The sequence below is a fragment of the Paenarthrobacter sp. YIM B13468 genome, from assembly GCF_042788025.1.
GTDB lineage: Bacteria > Actinomycetota > Actinomycetes > Actinomycetales > Micrococcaceae > Arthrobacter > Arthrobacter aromaticivorans.
This window is the reverse complement of the sequence record NZ_JBHZPI010000005.1, coordinates 169,008-192,086: the sequence shown is the minus strand read 5'-3', so window position 1 is coordinate 192,086 and position 23,079 is coordinate 169,008. Positions and strand designations below refer to the sequence as shown.

22 protein-coding genes are annotated in these 23,079 nt (G+C 61.1%); 9 read left to right on the top strand and 13 right to left on the bottom strand.

Annotated elements, in window-relative coordinates; genetic code table 11:
• The first annotated feature begins 221 nt into the window (after window positions 1-221).
• Window positions 222-1,067: an AbiV family abortive infection protein gene (locus tag ACFX4T_RS07180; RefSeq protein WP_377651296.1), complete on the top strand. Its 846-nt coding sequence runs from the start codon at window positions 222-224 to the stop codon at window positions 1,065-1,067.
• A 129-nt stretch (window positions 1,068-1,196) separates the two neighbouring features.
• Here the strand turns inward: ACFX4T_RS07180 and ACFX4T_RS07175 are convergent, their stop codons facing one another.
• From ACFX4T_RS07175 to ACFX4T_RS07165, 3 genes are all read right to left on the bottom strand, one after another.
• Window positions 1,197-1,847, bottom strand: a complete 651-nt coding sequence (locus tag ACFX4T_RS07175) for a hypothetical protein (protein ID WP_377651295.1) — start codon at window positions 1,845-1,847, stop codon at window positions 1,197-1,199.
• A 119-nt stretch (window positions 1,848-1,966) separates the two neighbouring features.
• Window positions 1,967-2,410, bottom strand: coding sequence for a hypothetical protein (locus tag ACFX4T_RS07170; protein WP_377651294.1), 444 nt, complete (start codon window positions 2,408-2,410; stop codon window positions 1,967-1,969).
• Window positions 2,407-3,645 (bottom strand): hypothetical protein, encoded by a 1,239-nt coding sequence (locus tag ACFX4T_RS07165; RefSeq protein WP_377651293.1) that lies wholly within the window; start codon window positions 3,643-3,645, stop codon window positions 2,407-2,409. The genes ACFX4T_RS07170 and ACFX4T_RS07165 overlap by 4 nt, the downstream gene beginning before the upstream one ends.
• Before the next feature lie 565 nt (window positions 3,646-4,210).
• Between ACFX4T_RS07165 and ACFX4T_RS07160 the strand changes: the two genes are divergently transcribed.
• From ACFX4T_RS07160 to ACFX4T_RS07145, 4 genes are all read left to right on the top strand, one after another.
• Window positions 4,211-4,525 carry a hypothetical protein gene (locus ACFX4T_RS07160; protein ID WP_062096305.1) on the top strand — a complete coding sequence of 105 codons (315 nt, stop codon included), beginning with the start codon at window positions 4,211-4,213 and terminating at the stop codon, window positions 4,523-4,525.
• Window positions 4,526-4,537: 12 nt separating this feature from the next.
• Window positions 4,538-5,947 carry a type IV secretion system protein gene (locus ACFX4T_RS07155; RefSeq protein WP_377651292.1) on the top strand — a complete coding sequence of 470 codons (1,410 nt, stop codon included), beginning with the start codon at window positions 4,538-4,540 and terminating at the stop codon, window positions 5,945-5,947.
• Entirely contained in the window at window positions 5,940-7,418 is a 1,479-nt protein-coding gene (locus ACFX4T_RS07150) for an SCO6880 family protein (RefSeq protein WP_377651291.1), read from the top strand. Before ACFX4T_RS07155 ends, ACFX4T_RS07150 begins: the two co-directional genes overlap by 8 nt.
• Window positions 7,419-7,657: 239 nt before the next feature.
• Window positions 7,658-8,875: an ATP-binding protein gene (locus tag ACFX4T_RS07145; protein WP_377651290.1), complete on the top strand. Its 1,218-nt coding sequence runs from the start codon at window positions 7,658-7,660 to the stop codon at window positions 8,873-8,875.
• A gap of 58 nt (window positions 8,876-8,933) precedes the next feature.
• On the opposite strand, the gene ACFX4T_RS07140 is transcribed toward ACFX4T_RS07145, so the two are convergent.
• Window positions 8,934-9,098, bottom strand: a complete 165-nt coding sequence (locus tag ACFX4T_RS07140; protein WP_377651355.1) for a hypothetical protein — start codon at window positions 9,096-9,098, stop codon at window positions 8,934-8,936.
• Here ACFX4T_RS07140 and ACFX4T_RS07135 point away from each other — a divergent pair.
• The 4 genes from ACFX4T_RS07135 (at window position 9,097) to ACFX4T_RS07120 (ending at window position 12,974) form a co-directional block, all read left to right on the top strand.
• Entirely contained in the window at window positions 9,097-10,674 is a 1,578-nt protein-coding gene (locus ACFX4T_RS07135) for a type IV secretory system conjugative DNA transfer family protein (RefSeq protein WP_377651350.1), read from the top strand. The genes ACFX4T_RS07140 and ACFX4T_RS07135 overlap by 2 nt on opposite strands.
• Window positions 10,671-11,171 carry a hypothetical protein gene (locus ACFX4T_RS07130; protein WP_377651289.1) on the top strand — a complete coding sequence of 167 codons (501 nt, stop codon included), beginning with the start codon at window positions 10,671-10,673 and terminating at the stop codon, window positions 11,169-11,171. Before ACFX4T_RS07135 ends, ACFX4T_RS07130 begins: the two co-directional genes overlap by 4 nt.
• A gap of 85 nt (window positions 11,172-11,256) precedes the next feature.
• Window positions 11,257-12,414 carry an ArdC-like ssDNA-binding domain-containing protein gene (locus tag ACFX4T_RS07125; protein ID WP_377651288.1) on the top strand — a complete coding sequence of 386 codons (1,158 nt, stop codon included), beginning with the start codon at window positions 11,257-11,259 and terminating at the stop codon, window positions 12,412-12,414.
• 53 nt (window positions 12,415-12,467) lie between these two features.
• Window positions 12,468-12,974, top strand: coding sequence for a single-stranded DNA-binding protein (locus tag ACFX4T_RS07120; protein WP_377651287.1), 507 nt, complete (start codon window positions 12,468-12,470; stop codon window positions 12,972-12,974).
• A 1-nt stretch (window position 12,975) separates the two neighbouring features.
• Here ACFX4T_RS07120 and ACFX4T_RS07115 read toward each other — a convergent pair whose 3' ends face one another.
• The 9 genes from ACFX4T_RS07115 to ACFX4T_RS07075 all read right to left on the bottom strand — a co-directional run bounded on the left by ACFX4T_RS07115 (window position 12,976) and on the right by ACFX4T_RS07075 (window position 23,074).
• On the bottom strand, window positions 12,976-13,197 hold the full coding sequence (locus ACFX4T_RS07115) for a hypothetical protein (RefSeq protein ID WP_377651286.1): 222 nt from the start codon (window positions 13,195-13,197) through the stop codon (window positions 12,976-12,978).
• Between the two features lie 252 nt (window positions 13,198-13,449).
• On the bottom strand, window positions 13,450-14,847 hold the full coding sequence (locus ACFX4T_RS07110; protein ID WP_377651284.1) for an alpha/beta hydrolase: 1,398 nt from the start codon (window positions 14,845-14,847) through the stop codon (window positions 13,450-13,452).
• Window positions 14,848-15,088: 241 nt separating this feature from the next.
• On the bottom strand, window positions 15,089-15,919 hold the full coding sequence (locus tag ACFX4T_RS07105) for an alpha/beta fold hydrolase (RefSeq protein ID WP_377651283.1): 831 nt from the start codon (window positions 15,917-15,919) through the stop codon (window positions 15,089-15,091).
• A 3-nt stretch (window positions 15,920-15,922) separates the two neighbouring features.
• A complete protein-coding gene (locus ACFX4T_RS07100; RefSeq protein ID WP_377651282.1) occupies window positions 15,923-16,879 on the bottom strand; it encodes a glycosyl hydrolase family 32 in 957 nt (318 codons plus the stop codon).
• A 29-nt stretch (window positions 16,880-16,908) separates the two neighbouring features.
• A complete protein-coding gene (locus ACFX4T_RS07095) occupies window positions 16,909-17,877 on the bottom strand; it encodes an alpha/beta hydrolase (RefSeq protein ID WP_377651281.1) in 969 nt (322 codons plus the stop codon).
• Between the two features lie 62 nt (window positions 17,878-17,939).
• Complete coding sequence (locus ACFX4T_RS07090) at window positions 17,940-19,139, bottom strand: IS110 family transposase (protein WP_377651271.1); 1,200 nt, start codon at window positions 19,137-19,139, stop codon at window positions 17,940-17,942.
• A gap of 235 nt (window positions 19,140-19,374) precedes the next feature.
• Window positions 19,375-20,205, bottom strand: coding sequence for an ABC transporter ATP-binding protein (locus ACFX4T_RS07085; protein WP_377651280.1), 831 nt, complete (start codon window positions 20,203-20,205; stop codon window positions 19,375-19,377).
• Entirely contained in the window at window positions 20,202-22,139 is a 1,938-nt protein-coding gene (locus tag ACFX4T_RS07080; RefSeq protein WP_377651279.1) for a dipeptide/oligopeptide/nickel ABC transporter permease/ATP-binding protein, read from the bottom strand. The genes ACFX4T_RS07085 and ACFX4T_RS07080 overlap by 4 nt, the downstream gene beginning before the upstream one ends.
• Window positions 22,136-23,074: an ABC transporter permease gene (locus ACFX4T_RS07075; RefSeq protein ID WP_377651278.1), complete on the bottom strand. Its 939-nt coding sequence runs from the start codon at window positions 23,072-23,074 to the stop codon at window positions 22,136-22,138. Before ACFX4T_RS07075 ends, ACFX4T_RS07080 begins: the two co-directional genes overlap by 4 nt.
• Window positions 23,075-23,079 lie beyond the last annotated feature (5 nt).

The window sequence follows — 23,079 nt, the reverse complement described above, 5'->3', positions numbered from 1 at the left end:
CGGTGGGGCCGGAAGCAGTCTTTGGGGTGCGGGACCGTAAGCAGTTCAGTATCAGGAGCCGGCGGCCGGCAAGGGGGCCGGCAGTACGTGGACGCCGATTCCTTCGGTGAAACCCGTAAGAGGCTCCTCCTGCTTTGGAAGATTCAGTTGGCTCGTTCGATTCGGATATCATGACTTGCCATGGTGCCGAATATGTCGACTTCCTCCGAAGGGCCTGCCTTTTGAAGCATGCGCGCAGGCTTCACCACATATTCGAGCTGAAGCGTGAGGAGCGTTTTTCAGTCCTCGTCGACGGTTTGGAGCATCTGGGTGCCCATATTGAACAACTGATGTGGGCGATAGAACACCTCTTGAAACAAGGCCAGAAGTCAGCGGCAGGAACACTGCAGGCGATCTGCCTTGAGGAAAGCGCCAAGGTGCTCATTCTTTTGGACATCGCACGCACGCATGATCAGCGGATCGCCCGCAAAGGGTGTGAATACTTCTACTTGCACCTGCCACGCTTGATCTATGCGAAAGTCCACGCGAGCAATCCTGCAGACTTCGGAGAGATTGAACGTGACCTAACCTGGCTTCGCCCAAGCCACTACCTCGATGGACCTAACGACGTCGACTGGATCTGGCGCAATGATTTGCTCAGGACTCGGGAGAACGCACTTTACGTGGACTACGAGGAGACAGACGACGGGTTCATGTGGACGGGAGGTGACCCGGACCAGTTCTACGTCGAAACCACAGCAGCCCGGCTCGTTCTCGCCATGAAGCAGGCAGGACTTCTCACGGAGAGTGGGCTGCGGGCTGCTGCGGCGGTATGGAAGGGCGCCGCTTTCGACTCAGATACTCGTTGGGAGTTCTGCCGGGACAAGGCCCGGGAGGTGCTCGAAGCTGCCCTGCCGAGGGATGCGGTTCCGTCCAAGAGACTGCGCCATGACGTGAATCTGATCCTCGAGAAGTGGACGTTTCCGCTTCTATCTCTCGACCTGAAGGAAGAACCTGTTTCCATGGAAACTCTGAAGAAGCGCCAAGACCATTACTTCAGCAGGCAATACATGGACGACTACTACTAACCCACGGCGCAGGTTCTGCCTTACTGCGGGCTGGCCCCCGGACACGGCGAGCATAGGGCTTACGGTTGCCCGCGAAGCGAAGATGTCGTATCCGACTTTGTCTTAAGGTGGACTGCTGATTCGAAAGCGTCACTTTTGATTGCCTTCAGCCTGGTACTTCGCAGCAATAGCCATATCGGCTGCTCTACGTGCCGCATACCAGGGGTCGTCGACCGGGTAGGCAAGGGGCGGCATTCCTTCAGACCTAATGAGTTCGTTCACGGGATAGAGCACCCAGGACTCCAGAATGTCGGGGTATCTTTCCTTGATCCATGAGATACCAAATGCCGACTCCCTGTCTTCGAACCGGAGCAGCAGTTCTGAGACGATGTGGTGGCCGATCGCTAGTTCCCGCAACTTGGGGCGGAGCTCCCGTTCCATCCTCTCCATAAAGTCCTGGCGATGGCCGACCGGGTTGAATTGAGCGCTTTCGTGCGCGATGAAGTTCCTGGCGTCCTTCGCGGCTTTGAGCAATTTGGCGGTATCTTCGCTATTGAAAACCCGATGTCTCTTGAGATCGTCGATGGTCTTTCCAAGCAGCTTGTCTCTTGGCACTCGGGCAATTAGAGAGTCAATCGGATCGTCAGTCGCACTCTCATAAATCTCGACGAGGTTCAAGAATCGGAGTAGAACCCTGCATCTGTTCTCAAACTCTTGTGCTGCGTACAGCGCTCGACCGATTGCTTCGAAGACTGGAGCAGTCCACTCGGCATTCTTACCCCAGCTTGACGTCCATGGCATCCCTTGAGTTTACGCCCGGACATTCGGGGGGCGGCTGCTGCCGTCTTCAGCCTGTTTTGCGTCGCCAAAGCAAGTTGTGTCTTTGGAATACCCGAACCGTCCGGACCGCGGCACAGATATCAATCGTGCCATTGCCCCTTCGTCCGGGCTGCGAATTCTTCTCGCGTGCACGATTCCACACCAAACTCCGAGGCTTTCGCCCGCACAGCATTGTCGTTGGACACGATGATCCATGCCGGGCCGAACAGGAACTGCTCCGACTCTTGATTCCCGTCCAGGGCGCACGCGACGAGCAACGGGTCCGCCGCACCTTTGTTTGCGTAGAGGTTCACAAGCGCGGTGTCGTCTTCAGACACGGTGGCCATGACTGTTCGGAGGAAGCCCAGCACGTTCGCTGTTGTCGGGTACTCGACGTCCTTGAGTGCAGCGTCAGCGTACCCGTCGGCTTCGTAAAGGACTTCGGAGGGGATTCGGCAATGTGTGCGGAAGAAGACACTTGTCCGCTGCGCCGGCGATAAGTGGGAGAGTACGTTGTTATCGATGAGATACATCACCTCGTTCATCGGAGTGCTGCCTTCAGCTCGCCGATGTCACTGGGGCCGATCCGGTTCAGGCAGACGACCCGGGAGAATTCCCGGGCCGTAAGCCGGCGTTCTTCGACTGCGAGGAGCATCCGACTGGTCAACTCACGGCCACTGTACTTGCGGATGGCGTTGACGGGTTTGGGTTGGTTCGTCGGTGTCTTCTTGTTTCGGGCACGATACTCCGCTTCGAGCTCGCGTAGGTATCCGGACGCGGTTAGTGGGCTGAGCCTGCCGAGGCGCATGGCCCTAACGGTCAGTGCGCTCGGGGTCACCTTGAATATGTCGGCCATCATCTTGACGGCATCAAGGTCTTCGAAACTGATTTTCCGGAGCTCGGCCGCAGGCATCAGGATCTCACCGACGATGTCGTACTCCCGCCCCGCGTCGGGGGCGGTGCTGTTCGCGTCGTAGCTGACCGGCGCGAAGATTCCGCGTGCGACAAGGACGGTCATCAGCACGACCGTGAAGATCTGACGGCCGGCCGGTTCTTGGAAGTCGCCATGGTCCCCACCTGTTAGGAAGATATAGGGCACCTTCGAATCGCGCACGGTCATTCCGCTGAAGTGCACATCGATGAGTTGGGGCATATATCCCCGGACACTCCGGGATACGAGGATCTGGTTGGCTTCGAGACGTTCAATGATCAGCTCCAGGGCGGTTTCCTTCTTGCGTGCCTGGCGGATGGCTTCACGGTCAAGGCCGATCGCCTTGATCAGCGCGGCGGCGTCCTCCTGAACGGTCGGCCTCGACTTCTTGAGAAGTCCTACGATCTTGTTTTTGGTGAGTGTTGGGTCGTGCTTCCGGGCTAGATCCTGCTTGCGGAGAAGGTCTTTGACGATCAGTTCCACATCGCGCAGCTTGACGGTCGTCCGCGTATTCACGGTGAACGTGGTGGGCGCAACACCTTGCAGAAGCTTTGTTGTTTTGGCCTGCAATTGTGCTTTCACGACGGCCGGAGGAGCGAAGAAGAGCGGGTGCGGGATCTCCGCTTTACGGGCAAGCGTCAAGAGCTCGGAGTACTGGATCTTCGATTTCTCGAGAGCTTGGATGTACGGCGCCCTTCCGTTTACCACGGAGTTCTCCAGGAGATCAATGAATACCGAGCGGTCTATCGGCACTGGTTCGCCTGCAATTATCACATGCACAGTGAAGCCCCCAAACTTCAGTTCCGATTGGATGGAACAGTCCTTGACCTGCGTCTTCGCAATGTACACCGTAGGAATCGTGGATGGGGGCCCCACACGCCAAGCTCGGCCGTCAGCCGAAACTCGGTTCCGACAGTCATTACTCATCAAGGTAGTCGGGTACAGGCTCGTTGATTCGCTCCCAAGGATATTGTTGGGCTGCTTCTTCGGCGCGGCGTACTTCGCTATTTGTTTCGAACTGGATATCACGTTCGAGTGCGGCCAATGCAGATTGAAGTTCGGGCGACCCCGCGCCTTTCCGCCCCGAACATGGTGGCCACAAGAAGGTCTTCAGTGAATTGTCATTCTCGCCACCCCTCTGTATTTCTAACTTTATCTGGGGACACTGCTCTTGGGTGCGTCCATCGGCACACCGAGGCTCTTGGGCGGGTCCATCGGCACACCGCGCATGTGGGATGGGCTCAGGCAGGATCCATCGACATTCTGCTGGTATGCAGGAAATCGCCAACTGCCCATGACTGCTGTCTACAGACATCGAAGCCACACATCGCTCGCCTGAGGCGCGCTGGGTCAGCGGTCATGTCGTTCCCTTCATCCATCCACATGAAGTCGTGAGCCCAATCAGCTCATTCCATTGGAAGACGACTGGATGGAGCACCAGATGTTTCTGGCAGCGGTGGATCCTGGGATTACACCAAACGCGAATTTCCCCTTTCTTGAGTCGTTGAAGCAGATCGGCGGGGGTATTCTCGTCGGCGCCTTCATCGTCATCGCCATCGTGGCGATCATCGGAGCCGCGATGCTCCTGGCCGGCAAGCTGAGTCAATCCTCGCGGCTCGCTTCAGGCGGTGGCGTGATCCTGTTGTGGACCGGTCCCGTTGCTGCCATCCTTGGCGGGATCAACGGCTATATCCTCTGGTCGCAGACGGCATTCCCGCTCGGCTTCTGAGTCCTTGAGATCATGCCTCTCGATTGCGACCTCAATGGCTGGTGGCCGCCAGGATGCGGTCTCGTTTCTCAAGCAAACGACGGTATTCAAGGCTCCATCACATCTATCTTCGCCAACGTCTTGCAGAACATCGCGTCGTGGATGTGGGGCTTCATCACGGGTGCGTTCACTGTTTCGGAAGTCGACGATTCTCAGTGGACGGCAATCGGTGGACTGACGAATTGGTGGGTCATCGTGATGATGACTCCCCTTGTCGTGGTGATGATCATCCAGCTCCTCTCGGGTCTGATCAGCCAGCAACCGCGACGACTTTTACGGGCACTGATCGGGGGAGCGGCAGCGGTACCACTCGTGGCGGTGGCCGTGTACGTCGTTCGTCAGCTGACTCGGGCTAGCGACCTGGCCTCAGCTTCGCTCCTGGAATCGATCGGTACAGATCCATACGTCGTGTTCATGCGTTTGTTCGGGTTCGAACGTGCTCCAGCCGGTTCAGAGCGCGAATGGAACGTCATCTCTTTCGCACCCGGCAATCAGGGCGGCGCCGTCGGTGGAGCAATTGTCACGGCCATGGCGGTCATCATCGTTTGGATTCTGGCCTTTATCCTCATGTGCTCCATGATCTTCCGGACGTTCGCCCTCGCCGTCCTAGCGGCGGTGGCGCCGGTTGCCCTCATGATGCTGCCTTGGGAAAAGTCCAAGGCCTGGGCCGGACGTTGGTGCGAGATCGTCGTCGCCCTTCTCCTGGCAAAGCCGTTGGCGGCGACCGTCCTGGCAACGGCCATCAAGCTGTTTGCCGATTCGAAATCGTTCGCGGGACTCGCGGCAGGCACCGTCGGCATGGTCTTGGCCTGCGGAGCTCCACTAATGGCGCTTCGACTTGTCAGCTTCGCGGGTGGGGAATTGGCGGCGGCGGCTCAGACCGCTGGCGGCGGTCACGTCCTGTCGCGCAGCAACAGCATTGCGTCGCGGCAAGTCAGCCGACAACTCGGCGGGCGGCTGGCGATTGCGTCCATGTTGGCCCGTTCTTCGATTGCGCGGCCCGTTCCGTCGAGCCGCCGGGACACCCCCACCAGGGCCCTACCGAATTCCGTTCCGTTGCCAGGGAACCTTTCAAGCACGACGCCGGTACATCGCTCAGGTGGCGATGTCGCCGCTTTGGCCGGGGCACCGTGGGGTAGTTCTGATTCGAGTACTTCAGTAGTGACGGGGCAAGTGGTCACTGATGCTGGCGGCAGAGCCAGTCCAGCATCAAGCAAACGCGCTGGCACCGGCCCAAGTAAGGCATCGAGCGCAGGCATGGCCTCAACTACACGGGTACCCGAAATGAAAGCTCCGAACAGCTCCTTGCCAGCGACGGAGCTACCGCCCATCAAGCACAGAGACACTCACACACCACTACCACCGGACAAATCCAATGAGTGATGAAACGCGGGCTCTGGAACCCGTCAAATTTCCCAGGTATGAACGCCGTGGAACCTTCATGGGGTTCAAGTGGTACCAGCTGGCACTGGTTGCCATCGGTATTCTCTCGGCGATTATTGCCTCCGCTGTGGGCGGCCCCGGGAGCCTCTTGGTCACAGCCCCAATGTGGATGTCCCTTGTCTTGATCGGAGTGCTCCAGTACTCGCGGATTCCATATCCGATCTGGGGCAGCCTCATCCTGTTGTTTTTCGTGCGGAGTGTTCTTGGACAGACCCGCTACCTAGCTCGACCTGAGCGTCCCATCAAGGCAGGACAGCTCGCCCTGCCGGGCGGACTCGGCAACCTCAAAGTCCAGCCACTTTCCCGCGGCGAGTGCGTGATCGTGGATACCCAAGGCAGAGAGGCCGTCGTCGTGTTGCGCTGCAGCACCCGGTCCTTCGCGTTGCTGGACGACGATGACAAAGCGTGGGCGACACAGGCATGGTCGAGGGTTCAGACTGGTCTGGCCCAACGATCGGACATCGCTCGCATGGCTGTTCAGGACTACACCGTTCCCTACCCGTCGTCCGCGCTTCAGGACTTCTACGATCGAACAGTTGCTGCCGTGGACGGTGAGCGCAACACATGGGGGCACGCTGCTTATCAGGATTTGATCGCAGCGGCGGGGTCGGCGATGAGCCACGATGTGTTGCTGTCGCTGGTGGTGGACACAGCCAAGTCGCGACGACGGATTAAAGAATCCGGCGGCGGGAAGAAGGGGCTCGAACGACTGCTGCGCCTTGAGGTTGGTGCGATCACGACGTCGCTGGCAACTCACGGTGTGAGGGTTGATGAATGGCTGTCCGAGCCTGGATTCCTCGACGTCTTACGCGGAGCCTTCGATCCCGAGGCTCTTGCACGTAGATCGTCCAAATCCGAGCGGCGGCAAAGCGAATCCATGCAGCCAACTCGGCAGGGCTCTGGCCCAATGGCAGTCGAGGAACACTGGACCTATCTTCGGACGGACTCCGGTTTCCACCAGACCTTCTGGGTGGCTGAATGGCCGCGTCAGAAGGTGTATCCGGGCTTCCTGCATCCACTCGTCTACGTCGGAGATTTCAGGCACACGGTCACCCAAGTCATCCGGACCGTGCCGACTACTGAAGCCCTCCGCGATATTCGCTCCGCCCAGGAGGCTCACGAAACACGACGGCGGATCAACGCACGTTTCGATCGACCGACTACACGAGAGCAGCGTGCAGAGGAGGAAGAGGTTGATCAGCGAGAAGAGGAAATCGTCGCAGGGCATGGCGACGTTCGACCGACGGCCTTCGTCACTATAACCGCCGAGTCGTTGGAAGACCTGGCTCGGCATCGCCATGAACTCGAGTCCGCGGCTGCCGGGGCATTCGTTGAACTGCGCTTGCTCGCGGGGCAGCAGTGGGCCGCTTTCATTGCTGGTGGACTCCCGCTGGGGCGGGGATTGCGATGAACCTCAAGAGCCAAAAGGTGACCTATACGCCGTCGGGCACCCGCTCAGAGCGGAAGGACGCCAAACGAGCAGCGGCAACTGAAGCGGCTCCACATAGAAGGAAGCTGTTTCGCCCCGACGAGGCGAAGCTGGCGATGCTTCACGACCGGGAGCGCCTTGTTAGTGATTGGGGAAGCCGGGAAGCGAACTCGTTGTGGGGTCCCCATCGCTTGCGGCCCGCACCACACCGCGCTTCAACCATGACGTTCGCAGCTGCATATCCGTTCATCACCGAGTCCGGCCTGGGTCACGAAGGAACCTACATCGGAACCGACGTCTTCGGATCAGGGGCCTTTTCATACGATCCGTGGATTCTCTACGACAAAGGAATCATCAGCGGACCATCAATCGTGGTCATCGGCACAGTGGGCACTGGGAAGTCCATGTGCGGAAAATCGCTGGTAGCCAGGTCCATAACCCTCGGCAGGAAAGCCGCAGTCGCATCGGACCCCAAGGGCGAATGGGTTGACGCCGCCAATGCTACCGGCGGCAAGGTGATTTCTGTTGGCCCGGGCCGGTCGGCTCGTGTGAATCCCTTGGATGCCGGGTCCAGACCGAGCTCGCTCACGGATACGCAATGGAAGGCTGTCGTGAGGCAGCGGCGGCGGCAGCTGCTGGTAGCTCTCGTGTCCCTCATGCGCCAAGGCACTCCGCTTCACCCAGTTGAGCACACGGCCCTGGACATGGCGCTGATGGAGACGACGGCTGAGAACTCGACGCCGACGCTGCCCATGGTGCTGGAGCACCTGCTGAGTCCTTCGCCGGAGACCTTGGCTCTTGTTGGTAGGGACGGAGGGACTTCGGTGGGTCACTCCTTGCGGCGGACTGTGTCCGGCGACTTGGAAGGGATGTTCGATGCACCCTCCACTGTGGCGTTCGACGCCGACGCCCCAATGATGGTCATGGACACCTCAGGCTTGATCGGCGCGTCCGAGCAGGCGCTGTCTCTTGCAGCCGCTTGTGGCGCCACCTGGCTGGAGGCAGCTGTGACAAACCCCGACGGCGGAAAGCGGCTCGTGGTGTACGACGAAGGTTGGCGCATGCTCGCCGATCCATACATGTTGGCCAAGATGAGCGAGCAGTGGAGGCTCGCCCGCACCTATGGGATAGCCAACCTCCTGATCATGCACAAAGTGGCAGACCTCAACGAGATCGGCGACAGCACTAGCGGGCATAGGCAGAAAGCGCTTGGCCTGCTGACTGAGGCAGACACCCGAGTCATCTACCGCCAGAAGCACGACGCTATGCGGCTAACTAAAGAGGCGCTGGGACTTACGGAAGCTGAGTGCGGTCACGTCGAGAATCTGCCCAAGGGCGTTGGGCTTTGGAAAGTGGGGAACCGATCGTTCATAGTGGCCAATCGGGTGACCACCGACGAGCTCGAAGTCTTCGGTACAGACGATCGGATGCACTTGTGAGAAGTCGATCCGGAAATACCAATCCGATGGTCTCGGTAGGTCTATGGTCGATTGCTGCCTACGTGGTCTTTTGCTTTTTCATCCAGGCAGCGGCCTCGGTAGTTGCGCCCCGGCAGTGTGGCGGCAGGCCGCCGTCGTCCTTCAATCCTGCAGCCGGCGTCGGGCTGTTGGCTGGGCGCCCTGACTGGATCACGCAAAGCTCCGGAGAATGCGCAGTCGACATGGTTGCACTCTGGTGGATAGTAGGCGGCGTGCTTGCTTTGATCGCGGCGCTCGCCGTCGGCGGAGCGCTCGGCTGGAGAATGTGGAAACAGTCCGGGGCCTGGCTCCGGCAAGACATTCTTAACAGGGACGGTATAGCTGGAAGAGCAGAAATAGTTCGTGACTTTGGCTCCAGGGCTGTCCGACGGCGGGGGCAGTACACGCGTCCCGGACTGCCGAGGCCGAGCATCCACGACGTTTCCTGGACTCTCGGCCGCTCGCGGGGAGTGACCATCCACGTCTCGACAGAGGAATCGATGGTGATTCAAGGTGCGCCTCGATCGGGCAAGGGCTTGTATGTCGTCATCAATGCGATCTTGGACGCACCTGGCGCCGTGGTGACGACATCCACACGCGCCGACAACTTGGTAGTGACGATGAGGGCCCGGATGAGTGGAGGGCGTCCAGTGACTGTTTTTGATCCGCAAGGCATGTCGGGGCTACCGTCAACGCTTCGATGGTCGCCCGTCCGAGGGTGCGGTGATCCTGATATCGCAACCCGTCGAGCCTTAGTGATTACAGCCGACACAGAAATGAAGGGTGAGAACGCAGCGTGGCAAAAGCGCTCTCTCATCGTTCTGCAGTGTCTCCTTCACGCAGCGGCCCTATCGGGGGAGGGTATCGCGGCCTTTCGCCGTTGGTCATCCAGCCCGGTCCTGGCGCGTGAAGCGCTGGATATCCTCGGCGGTGCCGGAGCAGCCCTCGGATGGCAGGCAGACTTGATGGGGATTTTGGAGGACGATCCTCGCAACACGTCGAACTCGTGGATCGGCGTTTCAGCGGCAGTCGCACCATTATCCTCGCCACGTGTTCTGGCGGCGCTGAATCCGCAGGATGAAGCACAGGAGTTCGACCCTAAAGCGTTCATCAGACAGAGGGGGACTCTGTATCTCATTGGCACGCGATCTGGAGCAGCCGCCGCAGGACCATATCTCTCCGCGCTGATTGACGACATCGACAATGCCGCCCGCGAGATGGCTTTTGTTTCTGCAGGCGGCCGTTTGGATCCGCCGTTGTCACTGATCCTTGATGAGATCGCCAACTTGTCCCCGTGGCCCGGGCTCCCCGTCGTCCTCTCAGACGGCGGAGGGATTGGGATCTCGACTCTGGTAGTCCTTCAGTCACTGTCCCAAGCACGCAGTGGTTGGTCGCTTGAGGAGGCGGCGACTATTTGGGACTCCGCAATCATCAAGGTGATCTTCGGCGGAGGTTCTGACGAGGGAGACCTGCGGTCGTTGGCGGGCCTGCTGGGGGAGCGGAGCGTCATCTTGAACACCCGGTCCTGGTCCGCTCAAGGACGCCAAGACGGCGAACAGATCCGGGAGAGTCCGGTGATCCGCCTGGACGAAATCCGCCGTCTCCCCGTTGGTACTGCACTCATGCTCGGACGCAGAACTCGACCCATACTTCTGGACCTGCGCGACTGGCATAAACGCAAGGACGCGGCGGAACTGGGCCGTTCCAAAGTGGAAACAGAGCGGGAGTTGGCTGCCGGTCACCTGAGCCGCCAGGAATTGAATAGTGAGGTTGAATCATGAGCACCCAGGCTGACGATTCAGACTTCGAAGTTGGCAACGTACCAGACCTTGACGACGAACTAACGGCCGAGTTGTTTCGCTCCTCATTTCAGCCATCGCCCCGAACAGTTGGGGTAACACACCGCTGGCGGGACATGTCCTCGGAACAAGCAGAGGTCGTTTGGCAGGGCCTCTTTGAATGGGTTCGATGGTTTGTGGCCACCTATCAGCTCACGACCTCTGTTGTGCCGGACTGCTGGTGGCGGCATTCGGAAGTGGTGGCTGAGCTGTATGCCTTGCAACGAGCCGAGATGGCCTCGTATACAGCGGACGATGCGGGATTCGGCCCATTGGCATTCCACGAAAGGCTTCCACATGGCGTCGAGCGTCTCCGAACCCACACGCGAACTGCAGGTTGTGTGGGACTGCAGAGCCACAAAGAACCGACCCCGAGGATTGTCCCCGCGGACCCCGCGTTCGACGAGTGGAAATTGAGCGCGCACCAGCCCCGGAGCTGATCTGGTCATGGCGTCCTGGCTTTGGGACGCCATGGATAGGTGATCCCTTATAAGGGCTGACTTAGGAGCATTAAGGATGGCTGTCGTGGCCACTGAACCTGAATCGAACGCTGTCCCGTCCGGCGGGGCTGACGACGCCGGCGCCGCGCCTAGCGTTCGAATGTCACCGGAAGAGCGCATCGCGAACCTTACTGAAGGACTCCACGCTGCTCTTGGGCAAGCCATTGAGTCTCCATCTCGATGGCAGGTTTTGCTCGATGCCTCTGCAACTCTCTGGCGCTACTCAGGGGGCAACGTTGCCCTGCTGTTGATGCAGATGGCGCAGCGCGGGGCCGGGGAGCCGTCGTTGGTTGCCGGCTACAAGGAGTGGGCTCGTCACGGGCGAACGGTACTGCGTGGCGAGCACGCGCTCTGGGTGATCGCGCCGCGGACGGCCTCCATGCAGGAACTGAAATTGGCGGACGGGCAGCGGAAGCTGCTGCCAGTAACTCATACGGCGCCGGATGGAGCCGTCAGTCTTGGGAAGAAAAACATCATCACGGGTTGGCGAGGACAAGCTGTATTCGACGTCACGCAAACGGAGGGAACGCCGATCCTCGTGCCGCGGGCAGCCCCTGAGTCTGAGGCTAACCTAGACGATCTATGGAACTCCCTGAGTGACGTGGCGAAAGGACACGGCTTCCGGGTTGAGGTGACTGGCTATCAGTACGGCTACACAAGTGGCTACACCGACTTTGACGCCCGTCGAATACAAGTCGGCCTCTGGATGAACGACGAGGAGCGAGTTGCTGTCCTTGCCCACGAGCTGGGACACGTCCTGTTGCACGGGCCGGAAGACAACGTTGGTCGACTATATGGCAGCAGCGCTAACCATCGCGGACTGGCCGAAGTGGAAGCCGAGTCGGTGGCGTACACCGTCCTAAGGGCTCACGGGATCGACCGGGGGCCGCAATCTGCCACTTACTTGGCTGGTTGGGCGGACGCTGTGATTAGAACCGAGAAGGACATTCGGCATGACGCAGGGGGTGAGCGGGCAGCAGCGTCGCGCGTCGATATCGCCAAGTCCGTGCTGGGGCGAGTGACGGCCGCGACCAAGGGCATTCTCGCAGTTTCAGATCCTCCAGGTTTTGGAGGCAAGTTCGCTGCGGTCAGTGCTGATCAGCCGGTATCAGCGAACGCCACCTATGCAGGAGTTCCTGGCCCAGGCCTTTCTTTGAACGGCCCGGAGTTGAAGGGGCCATAAAGCGCAGCAGTTGTCCGGTGGGAGAGTCCTGTCGGCAAGGAAGGTGAACGACCATGAACACAAGAATCCCCATCACCATCGCTGGGAACCTCGTTGCGGATCCCGAGCTCACCATTGGAGATTCCGGGACGCCTCACGCGAAAATTCGGGTGGCTGTTAACCAGCGGATCCAAAACCCCGATGGAACCTGGCGGGACGGAGAGCCAGTCTTTCATAACGTCTCGGCATTCCGGATGTTGGCGGAAAACGCTACTAACTCCCTAAAGAAGGGTGATCCTGTAACCGTTTCCGGTGAACTGGAGTTCCGTTCTTACGACAAAGACGGAGAACGGCGTGAAGCTCGACGCATCATCGCTGACACGATTGGCCCAGATCTACGGTTTGGGACTGCCACGTATCAGCGAGCAGCCCGCGCGGTTGCCGAACCGGAAGCACAAGTTGAGGCCACGGGTCCGGAGGCAACGACGACGACAGGGTGGCCAGTGTTCAACGTGACCACTAAGAGTCCGGTGGTGACGCCCCCTTTCGCCGGAGCGCCGGGGACTGAGATGACACTCTGACTCAGCCGCCGCTGCAGTGTGGGCCCACGTCACTTGTCGCGACGTGGGCCGCGTCCTGCGCTGACTCACCAACGTAAGCACCGGCGACCTGCCCGGCCGTCGAGCGGTGCAGGGAGTACATCGAACCGAGTTCGACGTCTGGGTGGCTCATAGTGAGGTCCACCATCGGAACTTCCATCAGATGGAAGGCGCTCGAGGGACCGTTCTCGTCACGGACTTTCATAGTGAACGCCTGCAGAGTGAGGTTTGCTCCCGCTGATCCCCACTCAGGGCGAGGTACCCAACATCGGCGGGAGTCTCGGGGGACCGGTAAAAAGGGACAAGAATTGGACCGAGGGGCACGTGCCGCTTCGGTCAGGGCTGAATTCAAAGACACCGTGTTATCCCAGGCAATACTGCTGCCCTATATCTGGCTGTGTAAAGCACCGGCGCCCCCTTCCCCATCTGGGGGAGGGGGCACCAACTGACGGTAAATCTAACGACGAAGGATGCTGACTACGCTGGTCCGTAGGGAGGTGTCGGCATCAAGGGTGAACTGCTGATCATGGTCGGCCCGACCGAGATCGACAGCGATGGTGATTCGACCGGTACTATCAGCCCTGAGCGTCGTAGCCGCACCGTTGATCAAGACGGTGACGGGCCTATTGCCCGAAAAGATCGGTGGCGTCGTGATCCGGGTCAAACCGCTGCCGGTGATGGTGAAACCGGCAGTGCTGACATCGCGCAGGTCGAGGAATTCCGTTGCACGGTTGGGGTCGGCTATCGCGGACCAACCAAAAACGTTGAAACTCGGTTCGATGGAGCTGTAGTCGAAGCTTGCGGGTGCAGGTAGGTTCCGGGCGAAGACCTCCGCGAACCTGGGCAGGGTGTCAGCGATCTGTTGCTGGAACATCTCAGGGGTATGGCAGCCCCAGTTGTAGGCGCTGAACTTGTGCTGGACACCGAGTCCGATGAGGGTTTTGTGCAGGTTCTGTGTTTCGGGGTAGATGACCCCACTCTCGATCGGGCAGCCGTAGGGCGTTAGAGGATTTCCGAGTTCCTGGACTCCAGGGATACCGTTGCCCGTATACACTTGCAGGTCCAGATTTCCCAGGTTCGCGGCGAGATCTGTGGGGTTGTGTCCTCGCCAGATGACCTCGTTGGTGGGGCGGGGCCCATAGATGGAGTCCGGGAGGGCCAGATCTATAGCGGGGCTGGCGGATGACACGACGGAACCTGGAGCCCAATTGGTGTCGACGGCGCCCGAAAGGCTGGTTCCGGCGACAAAGAGGTCGGGGTGGCGGGCGGCGAGCATAAGGGCTCCATACCCGCCCATCGAGTCGCCAAGAATGGCCCGGTGCGGGCGGTCGCCCTTCGTATGGAAGTTCGCATCAATGAGGGGTATCAGCTGCTCGATAACGAAGGTTTCATACATCGGCGGTCCGCCGGCGCCGTTGTTGTTCCAGTCGCTCCAGTACCCGGAATGACCGGCGGGCGAAACAACGATCGATGGGTAGGAAGCCGTCAGCTCTTCGCCCCTGTACGCGGTCCGGAATAGGGCTTGGCTACCGTTGGTGCCATGTGTGTAGTAGGTGACCGGCCAGTCTTGATCCTCTGCTGTTGCTGCGTACCCGTTAGGTAGCATCACCTCGACCTTGACCGGCGTGGTGAAGGACGGTGTGGCGACGGTCAGTTCCAGTGTCCGCTGAGTGAGCCACTGCTCGCCGATGATGGTCGCGCCCGGAACCGGGGTTGTGCCTGGTGTCGCCGGTAAATCTTCAGCGACCGAGACCGGGGCTGTTACCAAGGCTGCTGTCATGCTGAGGGCAATTCCGAGTGTCACCATCGGGGGCCGGGCGGGGCCACAGCGGATCATGCGAGGAATGATATTCATGAATTTCTCCAAGACGTCGTCGGGTTGGGAATCGTCTAAGGTGCTTCGCGGGGCGGCATGGTCTGTAAGGGTAGGACTGACAGGCTTTCGGATCACGGTCCTGTGTAGGTTGCAGCCGCGGGTGCGCAATGGGTCGCCGTCGCCTGGCTGTTCGACTGGAATCTGTGGGCGCGCGGCCGTCGTGGACACCGACTGCCCGGCCTAGGATGCCCGAGAACAGGGGCGTCAGCGGTGAGGCGCATCATTGCGGCGGGTGGGCTGATGCCTCGAGAGCGCGGCGGGTGGTCCGGGTGATGATGCCACCGAATTCGGGCCATAGTACTCGGGCGACTTCATGCCCCATCCCCGGGTACAGGTGTAGTTCGGCGTGAGGCAGCTGGTGCCACAGGCGCAGTGTCCCTTGGTGCGATATAAGCAGGTCATCCTGGCCGTGAATCAGTGCTACCGGAACGTCGATCTCCGGGAGCCGTCCGGTGAGCTCGGGCATCTGCCTGATGGCTTCACGCTGGCGCGGTATCCCGGAATGGTCCTGGTCGCGGTCCCACATGCGTCCGGCAAGCAGACGTTGGCCCGCTTCGTCGTAGCCGTAGGCCGGTGAAACGGTGTTCCGGTTACCTTCCAGGAAGACTTCGATCGCTTCGGCGCGGGTTTGCGGAGCGAGGATCTCGGCCTTAAAGACGTCCTCAGTAATGTCCCGGATGGTCGGGGTGGTGTAGAAAAGCACCAGCGCCGCAACGACTTCAGGGTGGTTGAGGGCCAGATGCTGGGCGATCAAACCGCCCATTGATTGCCCGACGATCGTTGCGCGCCCGATTCCGGCGGCGTCGATGACCTCCCTGACGTCGTCTGCCATGTCCGCGAGGGTGTAGGAGGTCCCCTGTTGCTCGTGGCGGGAAAGACCGATATCTCGGTTGTCCATCCGGAGGACCCGCAGGCCCCTGCTGGTGAGCAGGGCGCAGAACTCTTCACGCCATCCGATGAGTTGGCCTGTGTAGCCTTCCAGCAGCAGAACGGGGGGGCCGTCGACAGGGCCTTGGCTGTCGTAGAAGATGCCCGATGGTGTGGTGGGCATCTTCTACGAAATCCGGGCTTCGTTGGAGAGCCTCACGTGTCCGTGGGCGGACTCGATGGGTATCGGGTCACTGATTCCACCCACGAAAGGTTCGATTCCGTCGGTGAGTTCAAAGCCCAGGAACATCGGAACCCCTTGGCGGTCAATGATGCGTCCGCTGTACAGCCCGGCACCGCTGAGGTTGATCGCCAGGTCGAGGTCGATATGTTCGTTCCAGGGCGCGGCCCAGGTGCCGGTGGTGGCACCGTTGGCGCGCCGTTCTCCGGAAATGACCTGGTCATGTGCGGAGAAGAGGATCATCTCCTGGCCGTTGAGGGTCAGTTTCTGAAAGACCTCCAGGTGAGCGAAGCCGTGGCGGGGCTCGGTAAGAGGTGGTTGAACGGTCCACGTGGACAGGTCCGGTGATGTCGCGTGTCCGACGACGCCACGGTCTATGGAGGCTCCGGTGTTGGCCCGGGCGGTGATCAGCATGTGCCACTGGCCGGCGCCGTCTCTGTATACCCATGGGTCCCGCCAAGCCTCTTCGGGCCAGTCGGAGTCGCCAAGTGTTTCATACCAGTTCGGGTCGGCGTGGAGGGCGAAGGACGGGTCCTTGGTCCAGGTGTGGAGGTCCGTGGATACGGCCTTGGCGATCACCTCGATGTTGGTCGTTGTCTCCGGGGAGAGGAAGGTGGAGCCGGTGTAGAACATGCACCACGTCCCGTCGTCGGCGCGGACGATGGAACCTGTCCATGTGGCGGAAGCGTCGACCGTTCCGGCGCCTCCGGGAGTGAGCACGGTGCCGTGTTCGGTCCAGGTGCTGAGGTCCGTCGATGTTGCGTGCCCGACTGTGGCGTTCCGGTGCCGCAGTTCAGGGTCGCTGAGGGTTTTCGGTGCCTGCAGGTAGTAGAGATGATGAGTGTTTTCGTGCTCGACGTGCCAGAAGTCCCAGATCCATCGGTCATCGGGTTTGAGGGCCAAGTTGTGTCCTAACTAGGGCTTTGAAGGCGTTATGCGGGGGTGATCGAGTGGGACTTTGCGTGCTCGATCAGGTGGGCGATGGCCTCATCCCGCCAGGCAGCTGCTTCGGGGAGCAGCTTGGTGAACTGCGAGGACCCGTGAATGTGGCCGGCACCGAGGGTGAGGGTTGCTTGGACTCCTGCGTCCCTGAGCCGCTCGGCGTAGCGCGTTGCGTCGTCCTGCAGGGGGTCGTATTCGGAAGGCATGATGTGGGCGGGCGGAAGCCCGGTCAGGTCCTGGGCCAGCAGAGGGGAGGCGTACTCGTTTTTCGCGTCCTCAGCGGTGGACAGGTAGCCATCGATGCAGGCCTGCAGTTCAGCTTGGGAGAGCGGATACTCACCGGTGCCGTACTTCTCTACCGAGGGGCTGCTTGCGGTCAGGTCCAAGGCCGGCACCTCCAGAAGTTGGAAGGTGATCGCTGGCCCGTTCTCGTTCCGTGCTTTGAGGGCCACAGCGGCGGCGAGGTTGGCACCGGCGGACCCGCCGCCGACGGTGATGCGGGTCGGGTCGCCATCGAATTGTGCGGCGTGCTCGGCGATCCACTCCAGTGCTGCGTAGGAGTCGTTGAGCGGAATGGGGAATTTGTTTTCGGGTGCCAGACGATATTCGACGGCGACGCTTAAGTAGCCTGCCAGGGCGGTCCGTTCGCGGCAGAGGATGTCGACAAACGGGTCATCGATCGTGCCGAACATCCAGCCGCCGCCGTGGTAGTAGAGATGGATGGGGTGCGGCCCGGAGTTCTCCGGCTGGTACACCCGCAAGGTGATGTGCCCACCGTCGACTTCTACTTCGACTTCGGTGATGGTGCCTACCTCGCGGGGGTCCTCGGCGACAACGGAGGCCAGGGCGACGGCGCCTTCGTTACCGGCCTTGCGCTGGTCCTCGAGGCTCATTTCCGCCAACGCCGATTGTGAGGGGATGCTGGCGAGCAGTGTTTCGATGGCTGGGATGACGGGCATGGGAAGGCCTTTCTAAAGGGGTTTTAGTGTGGTGCAAAAGGGGGGTGTCCCTATGCTTTTCGTCAAGCGGCTTGGGCGGGTTTCTCCTCGTAGAGGGTGCCGTTTCTGAGCATTGAGTAGATGACGTCGCAGCGGCGCCGAGCAAGGCAGATGACGGCGGCGTTGTGCTTCTTCCCCTGGTCCCGTTTCTTTTGGTAGTAGGCCTTCGAAGCCGCGTGGTGGCAACTGGCGATCCAAGCGGATCTGAACAGTGCGTTCTTGAGCTGCTTGTTGCCTGATCGGGCAGGGAATTCACCGCGTATCGAGGTGCCGGAGCGTCGTGTGACCGGGGCAATGCCCGCGTAGGCCGCGAGGTGCCCAGCGGAAGTGAACGTGCCGGCATCGCCGATGGTCAGGAGTATCGTCGCTGCGGTCTTGATGCCTACTCCCGGCATGGACATCAAGACCTGGGAAAGAGGGAAATCATCGAGGAGCTTTTCGACTTCTTCGGCCACGATGGCTCGCTGGTGTTTGAGTTCCTTGATTTGGCCAGCAACGCGGGGAATGACCAGTTCGACGGCTTCGGTACCGATGACAGTGACCGTCTGCTCGCCCAGTGCGGCGAAGATCGCGTCGACCAGATTCCCCGGATCCTTCCGGCTGTGGTTTCTGGCCCAGCGCAGCACGTTGGACCGCCCGGCGGCCCGCAACCCGGTCGGCCCCCAGTACTTGATCAACAACTCCAGGACCAGAGACCGGGTCAGCACTGTTCCCGGGAAGACGCGCTCCAGGGCGGGGAAAATCTGTAGCAGCAGGGACCGCAAACGGTTGATCGCCCTGGTGCACTCGTGGGTCAGGTCAGCGTCGAATCCGGAGAGCACCTTCAGCGCGGCGAGCACTTCGCTGTCCCGGTCTACTGCCCGAAGGGTGTGCGGCATGGCACGTGCGGTCTCGGCAATGATGAACGCATCCCGCGCGTCCGTTTTGGACTTTCCGGGGTACAGGTCAGCGGCTTTGCGCATCGCTAGGCCGGGCAGGTATGCAACGGTGCAGCCGCAGTCCCGTGCCACGGCTATCGGCAGTGCGCCGATGGTGTTCGGTTGGTCCACGATCACCAGGACCCGACCGTGCTGCTGCAGACCGGTGAAAAGCTCGCGCAGCCGGGCCTCGTCCTGCGGCAACGGCTTATCGAATACCCGCTCACCGGTCGCGTTCAGCGCTGCGGCGTGATGCTCGGACTTGCCGACATCAAGCCCGCAGTAGACCTCGTATTCTTCGTCCATCCGGCGCTCCTTTGCACCACTTATGGCCGCAGTCACGACACCCGATGCTGGCACCCACGTTACAAAGAGACCTGGCCCCGCGGAAGGAGCCGGCCGTGTCCCTATCAGCAGTCAACGCGTGTCTCCGAACCTGGCGACAACACCCCCCGGATCATCAGTGACAGGGCAAGAAAGTCATACCAGGTCCAGCGACCAAATCCCCGGCCTTCGGGGACGGAATAAATGTAACGGGCGGCTACAGGGCCGCTGCGGAGCTTGTTTGTCGTTGTCGTTGGCGCTGCAGCTGGGGGTCGGCGATGGGGGCCGCCATGAGCAGAGCCTTGGTGTAGGGGTCGGCCGGCTGGGTGGTGACCAGCTGGGTTGGTCCGGATTCTTTGATGGTTCCCCGGTACAGCACGGTCACTTCGTGGCAAATATGTTTCACCACGGACATGTCATGGCTGATGAACAGGTAGCTTAGACCGCGTTCACGTTGAAGGTCCGAGAGCAGGTTGAGCACTTGGGCCTGCACGGACAGGTCAAGTGCGCTGACAGCCTCATCGCAGACAACGATTTCCGGGTTGGTGATCAACGCCCGCGCAATGGAGATGCGCTGCCGCTGCCCGCCGGAGAACTGGCGCGGACGCCGTGATGCTGCGTCCGGTTCCATACCGACGGCGGTGAGAACGTCGGCCACACGGGCGTCCACGTCCACCTCGCCCAGCATGTTCTGCGCTTTCAAGGGCTCGATGAGGCTGCGTCGGATGGTGAACGAGGGATTCAAGGAGGTGTTGGGGTCCTGGAAAACTGCTTGGATGGAGCGGCCGAGCTCCCTCCGGCGTTTGCCGGCCAGGTGGGTGATGTCGTGGCCGAGCAGTTCCACCCGGCCGGTGGTGATGGGCACGAGTCCAAGGATTGCTTTGGCCAGTGTTGACTTGCCCGAGCCGGACTCGCCGACCAGGCCGACCGTGGCGCCGCGGGGAATGCGTACGCTGACGTTGTCGAGCGCTGTGAAGCTCACCCGCCCGCGTCGGAAGCGGACGGTGATGTTTTCGGCGTTGAGCACCGGAGCTGCAGTTTCGTTCATCGGTCCAACACTCCTTCACTGGCAAGTTCTTCGGCACGGATGCAGCGGGTGACCGATCCTGTCGGGACAACACGCAGGGGCAGAGGCCCTTCGAGGCATGCCTCGGTGGCGAAGGGGCACCGGCCGGAGAACCTGCATCCGGAGGGCCAACTGCCGGGAGCGGGAACGCGTCCCGGGATGGTCTCCAGTCGTTCACCGAGCGGGGATACGCTAGGGTCAGCAGCCAGGAGCGCGGCCGTGTAGGGGAACCGGGGGGCTTTGAAGACGGTGTATACGTCACCCATTTCCACGACCTCACCGGCATACATCACCACGGCCCGGTCAGCGATGTCAGCGACGACGCCCCAGTTGTGGGTGATGATGAGCACGCTCATCTTGGTTGAGCGCTGGAGCTCGCGAAGCAGGTAGAGAATCTCTGACTGGACGGTGACGTCGAGGGCGGTGGTGGGCTCATCGGCGATGATCAGGCGGGGACGACCGGCCAGTGCGAGGGCAATGTTGATGCGTTGGGCCATGCCGCCTGAGATTTCGTGCGGGTAAAGCTTGAGCACCCGGGCAGGGTCAGCGATCTGTACTTGTTCCAGGAGTTCGTGGGTGCGGTCTTTCAGGCGCGCCGACGGAAGCTGTTCGTGGCGCAGGATGACTTCGCGTAGGTGGCTTTCGATGGTGTGGGTCGGGTCCAGGCTGCCGAGAGCATCCTGGGCAACATAACCGATGCCTTGTCCCCGGACGGCCGCGTATGCCTGGGGCCCTCCTTGGAGAAGATCGACGCCGTCGAAGATGACGCTGCCCCCGGCAATGTGCAGCCCCGGCGGCAGCAGGCCGAGGGTCGCCAGGGCCGTGACCGATTTGCCGCATCCGGATTCGCCGACGACAGCGACGATTTCTCCCTCGTCCACGGAAAAGGTCGCGTCATCCACCAGTGCCACACCGTTATCGAGGGAGACCCTCAGGTTCCGTACCTGCAGGAGATGACTTGTCGCGCCGGGACCAAGATCGGCGTCGGCCGGTGCCGGGATGACTGCCCCCCGGCGCTTGCGCACCGTGGTGGGGCCTTCATCGGAGGTGGCATCGCGGATGGCGTCGCCCAGAAGCCCGAAGGCCATGACCGTGAAGATGATGATGAGTCCGGGAGGGACAAGCGGCCAAGAGGTAAGTGAGATGACAGTGGATGCTTCGCCGATCATGCCACCCCAGGTGGGACGGTCTCCATCGGAGAGCAGCCCCAGGAACGCCAGCGCGGCCTGGACCACCAGGGCGGCGCCGATGAAGACGGATGCCTGGACGAGGATGGGTCCCAAGGCCCGGCGCGCCAGGTGCGTGGCCATGATGTTGACCGGCTTCACCCCGGCAACCGTGGCGGCGGTGACGAAGGCTTCTTCCCTGACCACGAGGGTCACGCCCCGGACAACGCGGATCAGGCCGGGGGAGCCGAGAAGGCCCAGGGCGACCATCGCGGCGACAGGGCTGGAGGAAAAGACGGCCAGGACGACCAGCAGAATGATGACTGCCGGAATGGACATGGTGATTTCAGCTGCACGGCTGATCACGCTGTCCAGACGTCCGCCGCGGTAACCGGCGATGATTCCCAACGGCACGCCGATGATCAGGAAGACAGCCAATGCGACCAAGGCGTACCCGAGAGAGGGAACGGTTGCGTAGAGGAGCCTGCTCAGGATGTCGCGGCCGAGCGTGTCCGCGCCGAGCCAGTGGGTGCTGCTGGGTCCGGTGAGGGTGACCAGCAGGTCCTGTTTCCCGGCCGGGAAGGGGGCGATCACGGGGGCGAGGATACCGAGAATCAGGACCAGCAGAATGAAGAGGCTGGCAATGACCCCGAGGGGTTGGCCTTTCCAGGCGCGACCCAACCAGGAGGTCCGTTTGGGTGTCGTGCCGGGTCCGGTCTGGCGTGATCGGGGGGATATTGTCGCTGTCATTGAACTCTCACACGTGGGTTGAAGTAGCCGTACGCGAGGTCGACAATCAGGTTGACGACGATCGTGATGAGCGTGAAGTAGACGACCACCCCTTGGATCAGGGGCAGGTCGCGGGACGCGGTGGCCTGGACTGCGGTGCTGCCCAGCCCGGGGATGGCGAAGATGGATTCGATGGCCACCGTCCCACCGAGGGCTCCCACGAAGACAATTCCGATGACGGTCAGGATCGGCACCGCGGCGTTGCGCAGAGCGTGCCGGTAGATGATTGAGTTTTCCTTCACGGCCGCCGCACGCAGCGTGCGTACATAGGTTCCGTCCAAGGCCGTCGCCATGGAATCCCGGGTCTGCTTGGCGATGCGTGAGAGGGCCGGCAGGGACAACGTGATGATCGGAAGGATCAGCGATTGAATCCACAGCCCGGGATCATCGGTCACCGAGACATACCCGGTCGGGGGCAGGAGCCTGAGTTGCACGGCGAAGATAACCACCAGCACCAGTCCCAGCCAGAAGTCGGGGATGGCCAGAGCGAGGATCGAGGAGGAATCCACGACGCGTCCGAGGACGCCGCGGCGCGCTGCGCGGATGCCCATCGCTATCCCGATCACCGAGGCCACAAGGGTGGCCCCGATGATCAGGGACAGGGATGGTTCCAGCCGTGCATTGAGAAGGTCCGTTACAGGCTGCCGGCTGATCAACGACGTTCCCAGATCCCCGTGCAGCGCGCCTGTCAGCCAGTTCCAGTATTGCTGCCACAGCGGGAGGTTCAGCCCCAGCTCTTCCCGGGCCGCAGCGAGCTGGGCCGCGGTGGCGTTGGGTCCAAGCAGGGCCCTGGCCGCGTCGCCGGGAAGGAAGGGGACGAGGACAAACGAGATCATTGACGCGATGAGCGCCAGCGGAATCGACAGCGCCAATCGGCGCAGGATCAACCTAAGCACGGCTT